Genomic DNA, 14,135 nt, shown 5'->3' with positions numbered 1-14,135 from the left:
AAGCTGTTTTTATTTCGATAAAAAAGCTAGCGCTTCCTCAAGAAGAGCGAGGCTGCAGGTAAAATAGCCCGCCGTTGATTACCGAAACGGTAATTTTCGGTTTATATTGCTCTTCAAGCGCCTCTTTTTCGATATAATAGCATTCCGGCTTTTCATCCATCTCTTCGTAAAAATGGTCAAGAAGGGCCATATCTTCTCTCCATCGGGCGATTGCTTCTTCTGCCCATGTATGGTCATCGCGTTCGATAATCTGTTGAATGTATTTTTCTAATCTTCCAATGCCGCTGATCGGTTTAATGATCGGAGAAATGGTAAAACAATAATCAGGAATTTTGGGCGTAAGAGAAAGATGTTGCAGCTTTTCATGAAATTGTTCAACGATTCCTCCGCTAATTAAATGCAGACCGAGCGATAAAAGCTGCTCTTTTTTTCGATCGCATTGATATGAAATTTTTACATTTAACCCAAGCCAAGGATGGAGGGGAATCGATGCTTGCGGCTCTGCATGTGCCTGTTCGTACAGACGGATGTAACCGCCGCGGCGTTGCGCCGATTGGAAAATCTGATGTAATCTTGGCGAGCCAAAATGGAGCCGTTCCCCTTTAAGCGTGCGTGTCTTTTCGGTTTGCTTCGTGATCAGCGTGAGCTTCATTGGGGCAGGGACGCCGCCTGTCCGTTCGATATAATGCCAGTAAAAAGGACGATTCATCAATTCTTTATCCAGTTCAATCGATAGCTGAACTGTCAAATATTCATCGTAGTCTTCCACGATATCGCATTCGTGCGCCCGAAAATAACGTTTAAGAAACTGTTGAATCTCATCTTGCTGCATATTGCTCCCCCTTTGCAATTTGGTCGGCAAAATCGATCATTGCGGTCAAGTTTTCCATTTTGATTTTCATCTCTCGTTCATTGCGAGAACGGAAGAAAATATCCTGCAAATAGTCATCGAAATTGTTCATATTTAGTTTTGCTAAAATATCATCTAATTCACCAACGACGCGTTCAAATAAGCGAATTTTGTCGTAAAGGAGTTTTAAAATATGTTCTTCGACGGTATCTTTTACCGCAAAGTTGTAAATACGAACATCGTTTGTTTGCCCTAACCGATGGACACGTCCGATTCGTTGCTCGAGGCGCATCGGATTCCAAGGTAAATCGTAATTAATGACGTGATGACAAAATTGCAAGTTGATTCCTTCTCCCCCAGCTTCTGTGGCGATAAGCACTTGTACGCGATTTTTAAATAAATCTTTCATCCAATCTTTTTTCCCTCGTTTAAACCCACCGCGAAACGGGACCGAAGAAATGCCATTTTGCTGCAAAAACCATTGCAAATATAATTGTGTCGCTCGATATTCTGTAAAAATGATCACTTTATCATTAATGCGCTGAATGAGTTCAAGCGCTTTTTTCGCTTTCGAGTTGACCGTGACGGAATTGATTTTTTCAATCAATTCTTCCATGTATGGCGGCATCTCTCCATTATATTTGCCCATCATATTTTTAAGGGTGAGATACAGCGCTTCGCGGCTGCTGCAGACTTCACGCAGCATTGTAATAAGCGAAAATTGATGCTTAAGGAACGTTTCATCCGCTTTCAACGATTGGACAGCTTCATATAATTCCCGCTCCTCTTTCGAAAACTCGATGATGACCGTTTCGACATGCCGTTTAGACCATTCGATGCCGGTATCAATGCGGCGGTTGCGGATCATTACTTTATTGACAAGCGCTTTTAAATGTTCATCCGTTTGCAAAGATCGTGTTTTTCCATATGTTTCAGCAAAATAGGAGGCATTGCCTAAATGTCCCGGCTTTAGCAAAGAAACGAGATGAAAAATTTCTTCGATTCGGTTTTGGATCGGCGTGGCAGTTAATAACAAGCAAAATTTCTTTTTTAGATTTTGTACGAACTCATAATTTTTTGTTTTATTATTTTTTAGCTTATGAGCCTCGTCAATAATCACCATGTCATATTGTTGTTCATAAATAATTTCACGGTGAGGGCTTTTTTTCGCTGTGTCGATTGATGACACAACAACGTCGCATTGTTCCCAGACGTAACTCTTCTTTTGTGCAACGGCAGGGATGAAAAACTTTTCATTCAGCTCCGCCACCCATTGCGATACGAGTGACGCGGGAACGAGAATAAGCACTTTTTTCACAAGTCCGCGAATCATATACTCTTTTAAAATTAAACCGGCTTCGATCGTTTTTCCAAGACCTACTTCGTCGGCCAAAATCGCTTTTCCATTCATTTGTTCAACGACCTGTCTTGCGACCTCTAGCTGGTGCGGCAACGGCGTCAAATGAGGCAAATGCTTCGGTGCCTGTAATCCGTCAAAGTCAGGAACAGCCAAATGCTGAGCTGCTTCTAAGGCTAGCTGATACATTTCCCAGCTCGCCCAGGGACCGTCCTTTTCGATCCGTTCAAGAAACGGCTCTTTCCAAGATGAATCAAATTCGATGTTCACCATAATGTCTCGTCTCCTTTAATAACGAACATTTTTATTTGTTTTTAATTTAACGTATAGTTTTTTATTAATTGTTAATCGGAATTTATGATATAAAAGTTCGGTTATTTTTTAATCTTTCCATTGAATTTTTGTTGCTCTTGTGCGCATGTTAATGGTAGTATAATAATAAATTAGAAAGTTAAAAAAATTGCTCTGCTGTTTTGTCTATCATTTAGTTTGACCATTTTTTTCAAAATTATATATTCGCGAATGAGAACAAGGGGAGAGACTACAAATTTGTAGCGCCGAAGGAGCAAGCGGCAACGCGAATCTCTCAGGCAAAAGAACTCTTGTTTGACGCAGCTCTGGAGAGCGTTCACAGGCGTGAACCACCCAAGAGGAAACCTATGTTATCTGCGTGTTGATTATCCAATAAAAACAGTTTTATTGCTCGCTTTTCTGCCATCGTCGGCAAGCGGACCTAAAATAATGGATAATCAATATGTTATATTATGTTGACATAGGGAAACTTTCAGGTGAAAGGACAGAGACTTCCATCTATCTTTATAAGGGAGTCGTCTGTCCTTTTTATGTATTTTAGACAGGAGGAGTTGTATGTTAAAGCGAACACCTTTATTTTCTGTGTACGCCGAATATGGCGCAAAAACAATTGATTTTGGCGGTTGGGAACTGCCTGTTCAATTTTCTAGCATTAAAGAAGAGCACGAAGCGGTTCGGACGCGTGCGGGGTTATTTGATGTATCGCACATGGGCGAATTCGAAGTGAAGGGCAAAGACAGCCTTGCCTTTTTGCAAAAAATGATGACAAACGATGTTTCGAAATTAGCAGACGGCCGGGCGCAATATACGCTGATGTGCTATGAAAACGGCGGCACGGTCGATGATTTGCTTATTTATAAGAAAGCAGATGACCACTATCTTCTCGTTGTGAATGCTGCAAATATTGAAAAGGATTTTAATTGGCTCCGTGAACACATTTTCGGTGACGTAGAACTTGTGAACATTTCCGATGAAATAGCGCAGCTTGCTTTACAAGGTCCGCTTGCGGAGAGTGTTCTGCAGAAACTCGCCGATATTGATTTATCATCGCTCAAATTTTTCGGCTTCCAAGATGATGTTCATTTACAAGGGGTAAAAGCGCTTGTATCCCGCACTGGATATACTGGCGAAGATGGTTTTGAAATTTATTGCCGCGCAGAAGATGCGATCAAGCTTTGGCATGCCATTTTAGAAGTAGGTAAAGAAGACGGGGTGCTTCCATGCGGGCTTGGCGCACGTGACACGCTTCGTTTTGAAGCTTGCTTGCCGCTTTATGGACAAGAACTGTCGAAAGATATTACACCGATCGAAGCAGGGCTTGGATTTGCGGTGAAAACGAACAAGGAAGCGGACTTTTTCGGAAAAGCCGTGTTGCAAAAGCAAAAAGAAGAAGGAGCTTCGCGTAAACTTGTCGGCATTGAAATGATTGATAAAGGCATCCCGCGCCACGGATATGAAGTATATGCAGATGGCGAATCCATTGGCGTTGTCACGACAGGAACGCAGTCGCCGATGACGAAGAGAAATATTGGCCTTGCCCTCGTTAAGACGGAATTTGCAAGCCTCGATACATTGGTGGAAGTCGATATCCGCGGCAAGCGCTTGAAAGCGAAAGTGGTCGCTACACCGTTTTATAAACGTGCAAAATAGAAAAGAGGAGAGAGGATTATGCTTCATCGTTATTTGCCGATGACTGAAGAAGATCAACAACAGATGCTGAAAACGATTGGTGTTGAATCGATTGACGAGCTGTTCTCTGATATTCCGGAAAGAGTGCGCTTTAAGGGAGAGTATCGGATTAAAAAAGCGAAATCTGAGCCGGAGTTAATGAAGGAATTGATGGCGCTTTCTGCGAAAAACGCTGATCTTAAGAGCTATACTTCTTTTCTTGGCGCGGGCGTATATGACCATTACATCCCGGTTGTTGTTGACCATGTAATTTCACGCTCAGAATTTTATACCGCTTATACGCCATATCAGCCGGAAATTTCCCAAGGAGAGTTGCAAGCCATTTTCGAATTCCAAACGATGATTTGCGAATTAACGGGAATGGATGTAGCAAACTCGTCGATGTACGACGGCGGAACAGCGTTAGCCGAAGCGGCTTTATTAAGCGCCGCCCATACGAAAAAGAAAAAAGTGTTGTTATCAAAAGCTGTTCATCCGGAATATCGCGATGTTGTCAAGACATATGCGAAAGGTCCAGGGCTTGAAGTTGTCGAAATTCCGCTGCAAAACGGCGTGACGGATTTAGCAGCGTTGCAACAAGAAATGAGCGATGATGTTGCCTGCGTGATTGTACAGTATCCGAACTTTTTTGGCCAAATTGAACCGTTAAAAGAAATTGAGCCAATTGCTCATGCGCAAAAAGGGATGTTCGTTGTGGCAAGCAACCCGCTTGCGCTGGGGGTATTGACGCCGCCTGGAGCGTTTGGCGCTGATATTGTTGTAGGCGATGCCCAACCGTTCGGAATTCCAACACAATTTGGCGGACCGCATTGCGGCTATTTTGCCGTCAAATCGGCGCTAATGCGGAAAATCCCGGGCCGCCTTGTCGGACAAACAACGGATGAAGACGGTCGCCGCGGCTTCGTGTTGACGCTGCAGGCGCGCGAACAGCACATCCGCCGCGATAAAGCGACTTCCAACATTTGCTCGAACCAAGCGTTGAATGCTTTAGCGGCTTCTGTCGCGATGACGGCGCTTGGCAAAAAAGGCGTCAAAGAAATGGCGACGATGAACGTCCAAAAGGCGCATTACGCTAAAAATGCATTTATTGAACACGGCTTCACTGTACCGTTTACCGGTCCGTTTTTTAACGAATTTGTCGTAAAATTAAACAAGCCGGTAAAAGAAATAAATAAACAGCTGCTTGAAAAAGGCATCATCGGCGGCTACGACCTTGGCCGCGATTATCCCGAATTAGAAAATCATATGCTTGTGGCGGTCACAGAGTTGCGGACAAAAGAAGAAATCGACACGCTTGTGAAGGAATTGGGGGATTGTCATGCATAAAGATCAACCGCTTATTTTTGAATTAAGCAAGCCTGGACGCATCGGCTATAGCTTACCGGAATTGGACGTTCCTGCATTGAACGTTGACGAGGTTATTCCTAGCGATTATATTCGCACAGAAGCGCCAGAGCTTCCGGAAGTATCCGAACTTGATATTATGCGCCATTATACAGCGTTATCGAAACGCAATCACGGTGTAGACTCCGGCTTTTATCCGCTTGGATCTTGTACGATGAAATACAATCCGAAAATTAATGAAAATGTGGCACGTTTTGCGGGCTTTGCTCACATTCACCCGCTTCAGCCGGAAGAGACGGTGCAAGGAGCGCTTGAGCTCATGTATGACCTACAAGAGCATTTAAAGGAAATCACCGGAATGGATGCGGTCACGCTACAACCGGCGGCAGGAGCACATGGAGAATGGACAGGCCTGATGATGATTCGCGCCTACCATGAAGCCAACGGCGATTACAACCGCACGAAAGTCATTGTCCCTGACACGGCGCACGGGACGAACCCCGCTTCAGCAACGGTTGCCGGATTTGAAACAGTGACAGTGAAATCGACAGAAGAGGGACTTGTGGATTTAGAAGATTTAAAACGAGTGGTTGGTCCGGACACGGCGGCATTAATGCTGACAAATCCGAACACGCTTGGATTGTTTGAGGAACATATTTTAGAAATGGCGGAAATTGTGCATGGGGCTGGCGGAAAATTGTATTATGACGGCGCCAATTTGAATGCGGTATTAAGCAAAGCAAGACCTGGAGACATGGGCTTTGATGTCGTGCACTTAAATCTCCACAAAACATTTACCGGCCCGCACGGCGGCGGCGGTCCTGGTTCAGGCCCAGTAGGTGTCAAAGCGGATTTAATTCCGTTCTTGCCAAAACCGACCGTTGAAAAAGGAGAGAACGGCTACTACTTTGATTACGATCGACCGCAGGCAATCGGTCGCGTGAAGCCGTTTTACGGAAACTTCGGCATCAACGTGCGAGCTTATACGTATATTCGTTCCATGGGTCCAGACGGCTTAAAAGCGGTGACAGAATATGCGGTATTAAATGCGAATTACATGATGCGCCGCTTGGCGGAATATTACGATTTGCCGTATAACCGTCACTGCAAACACGAGTTTGTCTTGTCGGGCAAACGGCAGAAGAAACTCGGTGTGCGCACGCTCGATATCGCAAAGCGTCTGCTTGATTTCGGTTATCATCCGCCGACCATCTACTTCCCGTTGATCGTTGAGGAATGTATGATGATTGAGCCAACCGAAACCGAATCAAAAGAAACGCTCGATGCGTTTATCGACGCGATGATCCAAATTGCAAAAGAAGCGGAAGAAACGCCGGAAATGGTGCAAGAAGCGCCGCATACAACCGTTGTCAAACGCCTTGACGAAACAACGGCGGCTCGCAAACCGATTTTGCGCTATCAAAAGCAGTAAAATAAAAAGCGATTCATCCAGATGCGGGTGAATCGCTTTTTACATAGTCATGACACTATTTTTTCTTCACTTTTCCTGTCCATGTTTTAAAGCCGCCTTTTAAGTGGTAAAGGTCGCGATAACCTTTACGGTACAGCATTTGCGCAGCGCGGCTGCTGCGGAGACCGCTTTGGCAGTATAAATAAATCGGCTGATCTTTTCGCAATTCTTTCATGCGCATGCGAAGTTGCGTAAGCGGAATATTGCGCGCCCCTAAAATGTGCCCTGCCGCAAATTCATCAGCCTCGCGAACATCAATAAGCTGCGCTTTGCGGTAGCCGGCGCGGAACTCTTCTTCTGTCAGCGGTTTCACCATTCTGCGCTGCATAAAGTACATTGTGGCAGAATAGACGATTAAAGCGCCGAGCAAAATCCATATCCACTGCACGAGCAAAAAGCCCCCTTTTCCCTCAACATTCGACAACTTCTATTATATAGATGTCACGCTTGTGACGCAAAGCATTTTCGCTTTTCTTTGTTCATTTTGTTTGTTAAACTAGTAGACGCAAATACGGAAAAGAAGGGTTGAAAGATGGAAAAAGAAAAATGGCGATTTATTGATTCTGGAGATTGTTCTCCAGCGTTTAATATGGCGCTAGACGAAGCATTGCTTGAATGGCATAGCGAAGGAAAAATTCCGCCGACGATAAGATTTTATGGCTGGAACCCGCCGACACTTTCGATCGGTTATTTTCAAAAAGTTGAAAAAGAAATTGACATGGAGGCAGTCCAGAAACACGGACTCGGCTTTGTTCGCAGACCGACGGGCGGACGCGGCGTGCTTCACGACAAGGAGCTGACATATAGCGTCATTGTGTCGGAAGCGCATCCAAATATGCCGCAAACGGTAACAGAGGCGTACCGCGTCATTTCCCAAGGCATTTTAGAAGGTTTCCGCTTGCTTGGCTTGGATGCTTATTTTGCGGTGCCAAAAACGGAGGAAGAAAAAGCGGATTTAAAAAATCCACGCTCGGCTGTTTGCTTTGATGCCCCATCTTGGTACGAGCTTGTCGTAGAAGGGCGAAAAGTGGCGGGAAGCGCACAAACACGGCAAAAAGGAGTTATTCTGCAGCACGGCTCGATTTTACTTGATTTAGATGAAGACCTGTTATTTAGTTTGTTTAGATATCCAAACGAGCGGGTCAAAGAGCGGCTGCGGCAAAACTTTAAAAACAAGGCGGTTGCGATCAACGAGTTAACGGACCGCAAAGTGACGATCGAAGAGGCGAAAGAAGCGTTTTATAAAGGGTTTGAAAAAGGATTGGATATCATTTTAGAACCGTATACGCTGTCCGACGCCGAGGTGGAGTATGTGAACGAACTCGCGCAAAAAAAATATGCGAGCGATGAATGGAACTTTAGACGATAAACGCGGCATATGGACCGCGTTTTTCTATTTGTCTATAAAGGCAACCGGCAAAATGTTCCGTTTATCGTTAAAATGGATGAAATTTTAACGATTTTCTTCTCTTTTCTCGCGTTTCTATCGTTTTTTTTATTTGACAAAATGAGAAATAGTTGACCTAACACACAATATATAGTATGTGTCGATAAAAAAATAATACTATATATTGTTTTTTTATTGATTTCTTTTATGCCGATATGGTAATTTAATCTAGACAGAATTTACAGGCAGAAAGATGAAGTAGAACTAGAATGAAGAGGAGAGATTGGGGAATGACGGTTGCGTCTTCGGAAAACAAATTAAAGATTAATATTGAAAAGCTGAACGAGGATATTCGCCTTTTTCCGCAAGTTCATCCGATTACCGAAGAGATGAACATTACGCATAAAGGTGTCTCACGATTAGTAATGCTCGATCGCTACTCTTTTAAAGATACGGAAAAATTGACATTGAGCACCGGCGATTTCGTTGTGCTAACAGTAAAGGAAGATCCAAAATTTCCAGCGCGCGGCCTAGGATTTATTGTGGATATCGATTGGGAGACGAAAAAAGCGAAAGTGCTCGTCGAGGAAGACTATCGCAGCGTATTGGACGGAGAGGAAGCGGAAACGGGGATTGTTGTTCGCTCCCTTGATACGATAGACAAGCCGCTTGAAATTTTCTACGAACAAATCGCAAAGCGGAATGCGACGGGGCTTGCGGCAGTTGAACAAACGGAAGAGAAGCGGCAAGAATGGTTTGAGAAGTTTTATGAAGAGCTAAAGAACTTAAACTTTGTGCCGGCGGGGCGCGTTTTATACGGAGCGGGCGCCGGAACAGACGTGACGTACTTCAACTGCTATGTGATGCCGTTTGTGAAAGATTCGCGTGAAGGCATTTCCGAGCACCGCAAGCAAGTGATGGAAATTATGAGCCGAGGCGGCGGGGTCGGCACGAACGGTTCGACGCTGCGGCCAAGAAATACGCTCGCGCGCGGCGTCAACGGCAAATCGTCCGGATCGGTGTCATGGCTTGATGATATCGCGAAACTCACCCACCTTGTTGAGCAGGGAGGATCGCGCCGCGGCGCACAAATGATCATGTTAGCCGATTGGCATCCGGACATTATTGAATTTATTATTTCGAAAATGCAAAACCCGCGCATTTTGCGTTATTTGCTAGAAAACACAGAGGATGAAGGCATCCAAAAGGCAGCGAAGGAAAAGCTGAAATTCACGCCGCTCACTGAACAAGAGCGCGCGATGTATCAAGGCATCGTCAACTATAAAAACATGCCGGGATACGGCGGCTTCAACGAAAAAATTATTAAAGAGGCGGAAGAAAAGCTGCGCACAGGCGGTACATACAGCGTGCACAATCCGGACTTTTTAACGGGCGCCAACATCTCCGTCTGCCTTACGAAAGAGTTTATGCAAGCAGTCGAAGAAGATCGTGAGTACGAATTGCGCTTCCCGGATGTGGAGACATACTCAGAAGAAGAAATGCGCATTTACAACGAAAAATGGCATGAAGTCGGCGATGTGCGCGAGTGGGAGAAAATGGGCTTTCGCGTCCGCGTGTACCGCAAAATTCGCGCGCGTGAACTGTGGAAGTTGATCAACATTTGCGCGACCTATTCAGCAGAGCCAGGCATTTTCTTTATCGACAACGCCAACGACATGACCAACGCCAGAGCGTACGGACAAAAAGTTGTCGCGACGAATCCGTGTGGTGAACAACCACTCGCACCATACTCCGTCTGCAACTTGGCGGCGGTGAATTTGGCGAACATGGTCGATAAAGAAAAGAAAACAGTCGACTACGACAAACTGAAGCGCACGGTGGAAATCGGGGTGCGCATGCAAGATAACGTCATTGACGCGACACCGTACTTCCTTGAAGAAAATAAAAAGCAAGCGCTCGGGGAACGCCGCGTCGGCCTCGGCGTGATGGGATTGGCCGATTTGCTTATTTATTGCGAGAAAGAGTACGGCTCCGAAGAAGGCAACCAACTTGTCGATGAAGTATTCGAAACGATCGCGACGACGGCATATCGCGCTTCGATTGAACTGGCGAAAGAAAAAGGCAGCTTCCCGTTCTTAGTCGGCGAGACGGAAGAAGAGACGATGAAACTGCGTGAAGCGTTTATTAACACGGGTTATATGGAAAAGATGCCGGAAGATATTCGCCAAGACATTTTAAAATACGGCATTCGCAATTCGCATTTGCTGACGGTGGCTCCGACGGGATCCACTGGGACCATGGTTGGCGTGTCGACTGGACTTGAACCATATTTTTCCTTCTCTTACTACCGAAGCGGCCGTCTCGGCAAGTTTATTGAAGTGAAAGCTGATATCGTTCAAGAATATTTGAATAAACATCCAGAGGCCGATCCGAATAACTTGCCGCATTGGTTTGTGACGGCGATGGATTTACCGCCGGAAGCGCATGCCGATGTGCAATGCATCATTCAGCGCTGGGTCGACTCCAGCCTCTCAAAAACGGTCAACGCGCCGCGCGGCTATACGGTCGAGCAGGTGCAAAAAGTGTACGAGCGCTTATGGCGCGGCGGCGCGAAGGGCGGCACGGTCTATGTTGACGGCAGCCGCGATGCGCAAGTATTGACATTGAAAGCGGAAGAAAATACGTTTGAAGAGCAGTTGGAATTAATTCCGGAAGAAGAAAAAGAAGCGAAACGCGCTGTTGTATTAATTGATACGATCCAAGATTTGCGCGCGACCGATGTAACGATCGGCTCGGAAGTCGGCAACATTTGTCCGGTATGCCGCGAAGGAACGGTCGAAGAAATCGGCGGCTGCAACACATGCACAAGTTGCGGTGCACAGTTAAAGTGCGGTCTGTAATGACGAAAAGGAACGGGAATGTCCCGTTCCTTTTTTGTTTTGATGGGAAGGAAGATGTAAAAAAATACTGAATGCAATAATAAGGCTTATTGAAACCGATTAGGTGAAAATCGAAAAAAATACGACAGGAGGGAATGCGATGAATTTAGAGCACATTGCCGAACGGTTTCGCCGTTTTGCAGTGCGTGAATGCCGCGGCTCAAGCGACTTGTATGAACAGCTTTCGCTTGCTATTGCCCAAGACGAGGAACTGCTTCGTCTCGCTTCAGCGGCACGAAGCGGCCAGCCCGTGCCGAATTTGTTATTTGGCGCCGTTCATTATTTGTTATCAAAAGGATACGACCATGAACTGCGCGAGTTTTACGCAAGCCTCACGAAAGCACCGCGGGCGCCGCAACAGGCGTTTCCGCATTTTCGCGATTTTTGCTTTCTTTATCGCGATGAAATAACCGTTCTATTAACAGAGAAGCTCGTGCAGACGAACGAGGTGCGGCGCTGTGGGTATTTGTATCCAAGTTTTTGTTGGATTTACCGTTTAGCAAAAAAGCCGTTGTCACTGATTGAAATCGGTACGAGCGCAGGATTGCAGCTTGCGTGGGACCGTTACAAGTATAGTTACGGCTCGCATAAAACATACGGAAATCCGCATTCTTCTGTATTCATTGCCTCGGAAATTCGTGGCGGTCATATGCCGTATTTGCTTGCGGAAAGCCCTCCCGTTGCCGAGCGAATCGGCATCGATTTGCATGTCAATGATTTGCAGAACGAGGAAGATCAGCTATGGATGCAGGCGCTTATTTGGCCGGAGCATACAGAGCGGCGCGAACTGTTTCAAAAGGCGGCGCAATGCTTGCAAGATGTTCCCGTTCGCTTGCATGAAGGAGACGGCATCGCTTTGCTCCCGAGCATTGCCGCTGCGGTTCCGTCCGATACGGCTTTATGCATTTTTCACACCCATGTTGCCAATCAAATGCCTGAAGACGCGAAACGAAAGCTGCTAGAGCACATTGATGCAATCGGGAAAAAACGCGATGTGTTTCATTTATACAACAATATAAACGATTGGAGACTCCAGCTTGATTATTTTATTGATCGCAAGAAATATGCTCGCGTTGTCGCTGAAACCGATGGGCATGGCCGCTGGTTTTGCTGGGAGCTGCGATAAAAATTCCCAATAACATATGAGCCTCACTCGTCCATACTAAAAGGGAAATACGAACGGGAGGAGGCAGCAACGTGAAGCCATTTATTCCGCAGCTCGTCTATTTTGAGCCCGAGGCGCTAAATTATCCGCTCGGTCAAGAATTGAAACAGAAATTCGAAAAGATGAACATTGAAATTCGCGAAACGACATCGCATAACCAAGTGCGCGGCATTCCTGGGGAAACGGAGTTGCAGCGGTACCGAAACGCGAAATCAACGCTCGTTGTCGGCATTAGGCGCACATTAAAGTTTGATACGTCCAAGCCATCGGCAGAATACGCCATCCCCCTTGCGACAGGGTGTATGGGGCATTGCCATTATTGTTATTTGCAAACGACGCTCGGAAGCAAGCCTTATATTCGTGTATACGTCAATCTCGATGAAATTTTTTCCCAAGCGAAAAAGTACATCGATGAGCGCGCACCGGAAATTACCCGTTTTGAGGCCGCTTGTACGTCCGATATTGTCGGCATTGATCACTTAACTCATTCATTAAAAAAAGCGATCGAATTTATTGGAGCGACTGAATACGGACGGCTTCGCTTTGTCACGAAATATGAGCACGTCGACCATCTGCTTGATGCGAAACATAACGGAAAAACGCGCTTTCGCTTCAGCGTCAATTCACGTTATGTGATTAAACATTTTGAACCGGGAACATCTTCGTTTGAAGCACGCCTTGAAGCAGCGCGAAAAGTGGCGCACGCTGGCTACCCGCTCGGTTTTATCGTCGCGCCGATTTACATGCATGACGGATGGGAAGAAGGATATTTGGAGTTATTCGAGCGGTTATCTGAACAGCTTGCAGGGGTGAATACACCCGATTTAACATTCGAGTTAATCCAGCATCGGTTCACGAAACCAGCCAAGGCGGTCATTCAAAAGCGTTATCCGAAAACGAAGCTCGATTTGGATGAAAGCAAACGAAAATATAAATGGGGACGATACGGAATCGGCAAATACGTGTATCAAGATGATGATGCAAAACGGCTTGAGGAGACGCTGAAACATTATATTGCGCAATTTTTTCCGGAGGCAGAGATACAATATTTTACGTAATTCCTCCTTTTTCTTGTCATTTCGCCGTACCATGATATAATAATACTGATTGCTATTTTTAGATAAGTATGGGTTATATGGGAGGGGACCATTATGCCGACACCAAGCATGGAGGACTATATCGAACAAATTTATATTCTAATTGAAGAAAAAGGATACGCGAGAGTATCGGATATTGCCGAGGCATTGTCCGTTCATCCCTCCTCTGTTACAAAAATGGTGCAAAAACTCGACAAAGACGAATATTTAGTATACGAAAAATATCGCGGTCTTGTATTAACAGCTAAGGGAAAAAAAATTGGAAAACGACTTGTATATCGCCACGAATTGCTTGAGCAATTTATGCGCATGATCGGTGTTGATGAAGAAAATATTTACCGCGATGTTGAAGGAATTGAACATCATTTAAGCTGGAATGCAATCGACCGCATTGGCGATTTAGTTCAATATTTTCAGGAAGATCCGGTGCGTCTTCAGGCACTTCGCAACATCCAAAAACAAAACGAGCAAAACGGAGAGTAAGTTTTCTTACTCTTTTTTTGTTTTCCATACTAAAACTTTGCTGCTCCTCTTATACATATATAAGAACCGCTGCGAGGGGA

Annotated in this window: 11 protein-coding genes and 1 riboswitch; of the genes, 8 read left to right on the top strand and 3 right to left on the bottom strand. The window is 45.4% G+C overall.

All coding sequences use genetic code 11. The features are described from left to right. Window positions 1-37: 37 nt before the first annotated feature. Window positions 38-832: a YqhG family protein gene (locus tag N667_RS0100725; protein ID WP_027407776.1), complete on the bottom strand. Its 795-nt coding sequence runs from the start codon at window positions 830-832 to the stop codon at window positions 38-40. Beyond that, window positions 819-2,480: a DEAD/DEAH box helicase gene (locus N667_RS0100720; protein ID WP_409978163.1), complete on the bottom strand. Its 1,662-nt coding sequence runs from the start codon at window positions 2,478-2,480 to the stop codon at window positions 819-821. The genes N667_RS0100725 and N667_RS0100720 overlap by 14 nt, the downstream gene beginning before the upstream one ends. 249 nt (window positions 2,481-2,729) lie before the next feature. Next, window positions 2,730-2,819, top strand: a riboswitch (glycine riboswitch). A gap of 255 nt (window positions 2,820-3,074) precedes the next feature. On the opposite strand from N667_RS0100720, the gene gcvT reads away from it, so the two are divergent. The 3 genes from gcvT to gcvPB are packed head-to-tail and all read left to right on the top strand — an operon-like array spanning window position 3,075 to window position 6,984. After that, entirely contained in the window at window positions 3,075-4,169 is a 1,095-nt protein-coding gene (gcvT, locus tag N667_RS0100715) for a glycine cleavage system aminomethyltransferase GcvT (protein ID WP_027407774.1), read from the top strand. 18 nt (window positions 4,170-4,187) lie between these two features. Next, window positions 4,188-5,534 carry an aminomethyl-transferring glycine dehydrogenase subunit GcvPA gene (gene gcvPA / locus N667_RS0100710; protein WP_027407773.1) on the top strand — a complete coding sequence of 449 codons (1,347 nt, stop codon included), beginning with the start codon at window positions 4,188-4,190 and terminating at the stop codon, window positions 5,532-5,534. Continuing rightward, a complete protein-coding gene (gcvPB, locus tag N667_RS0100705; protein ID WP_027407772.1) occupies window positions 5,527-6,984 on the top strand; it encodes an aminomethyl-transferring glycine dehydrogenase subunit GcvPB in 1,458 nt (485 codons plus the stop codon). The genes gcvPA and gcvPB overlap by 8 nt, the downstream gene beginning before the upstream one ends. Before the next feature lie 55 nt (window positions 6,985-7,039). Here gcvPB and N667_RS0100700 read toward each other — a convergent pair whose 3' ends face one another. Further along, on the bottom strand, window positions 7,040-7,360 hold the full coding sequence (locus N667_RS0100700) for a rhodanese-like domain-containing protein (protein ID WP_409978167.1): 321 nt from the start codon (window positions 7,358-7,360) through the stop codon (window positions 7,040-7,042). A gap of 195 nt (window positions 7,361-7,555) precedes the next feature. On the opposite strand from N667_RS0100700, the gene N667_RS0100695 reads away from it, so the two are divergent. From N667_RS0100695 to mntR, 5 genes are all read left to right on the top strand, one after another. Continuing rightward, window positions 7,556-8,392 carry a biotin/lipoate A/B protein ligase family protein gene (locus N667_RS0100695; RefSeq protein ID WP_027407770.1) on the top strand — a complete coding sequence of 279 codons (837 nt, stop codon included), beginning with the start codon at window positions 7,556-7,558 and terminating at the stop codon, window positions 8,390-8,392. 308 nt (window positions 8,393-8,700) lie between these two features. Then, on the top strand, window positions 8,701-11,271 hold the full coding sequence (locus N667_RS0100690; protein WP_027407769.1) for a vitamin B12-dependent ribonucleotide reductase: 2,571 nt from the start codon (window positions 8,701-8,703) through the stop codon (window positions 11,269-11,271). 139 nt (window positions 11,272-11,410) lie between these two features. Then, window positions 11,411-12,436 carry a DUF2332 domain-containing protein gene (locus N667_RS0100685; protein WP_027407768.1) on the top strand — a complete coding sequence of 342 codons (1,026 nt, stop codon included), beginning with the start codon at window positions 11,411-11,413 and terminating at the stop codon, window positions 12,434-12,436. A 71-nt stretch (window positions 12,437-12,507) separates the two neighbouring features. Beyond that, window positions 12,508-13,533, top strand: coding sequence for a spore photoproduct lyase (splB, locus tag N667_RS0100680; protein ID WP_027407767.1), 1,026 nt, complete (start codon window positions 12,508-12,510; stop codon window positions 13,531-13,533). Window positions 13,534-13,626: 93 nt separating this feature from the next. Next, window positions 13,627-14,055 (top strand): transcriptional regulator MntR, encoded by a 429-nt coding sequence (gene mntR, locus N667_RS0100675; RefSeq protein WP_027407766.1) that lies wholly within the window; start codon window positions 13,627-13,629, stop codon window positions 14,053-14,055. The last annotated feature ends 80 nt before the right edge of the window (window positions 14,056-14,135 follow it).

This window comes from Anoxybacillus tepidamans PS2 (assembly GCF_000620165.1).
Taxonomy (GTDB): domain Bacteria; phylum Bacillota; class Bacilli; order Bacillales; family Anoxybacillaceae; genus Anoxybacteroides; species Anoxybacteroides tepidamans_A.
Note: the sequence above shows the minus strand (reverse complement) of the source record. Positions and strands in the feature narration are given on the sequence as shown.

Excerpts from the sequence above, each read along its gene's own strand:
- mntR (WP_027407766.1), top strand. The coding sequence starts at position 13,627 with ATGCCGACACCAAGCATGGAGGACTATATCGAACAAATTTATATTCTA.
- gcvPA (WP_027407773.1), top strand. The coding sequence starts at position 4,188 with ATGCTTCATCGTTATTTGCCGATGACTGAAGAAGATCAACAACAGATG.
- N667_RS0100725 (WP_027407776.1), bottom strand. The coding sequence starts at position 832 with ATGCAGCAAGATGAGATTCAACAGTTTCTTAAACGTTATTTTCGGGCG.
- N667_RS0100720 (WP_409978163.1), bottom strand. The coding sequence starts at position 2,480 with ATGGTGAACATCGAATTTGATTCATCTTGGAAAGAGCCGTTTCTTGAA.
- N667_RS0100685 (WP_027407768.1), top strand. The coding sequence starts at position 11,411 with ATGAATTTAGAGCACATTGCCGAACGGTTTCGCCGTTTTGCAGTGCGT.
- gcvT (WP_027407774.1), top strand. The coding sequence starts at position 3,075 with ATGTTAAAGCGAACACCTTTATTTTCTGTGTACGCCGAATATGGCGCA.
- N667_RS0100695 (WP_027407770.1), top strand. The coding sequence starts at position 7,556 with ATGGAAAAAGAAAAATGGCGATTTATTGATTCTGGAGATTGTTCTCCA.
- N667_RS0100700 (WP_409978167.1), bottom strand. The coding sequence starts at position 7,360 with ATGTACTTTATGCAGCGCAGAATGGTGAAACCGCTGACAGAAGAAGAG.
- N667_RS0100690 (WP_027407769.1), top strand. The coding sequence starts at position 8,701 with ATGACGGTTGCGTCTTCGGAAAACAAATTAAAGATTAATATTGAAAAG.
- gcvPB (WP_027407772.1), top strand. The coding sequence starts at position 5,527 with ATGCATAAAGATCAACCGCTTATTTTTGAATTAAGCAAGCCTGGACGC.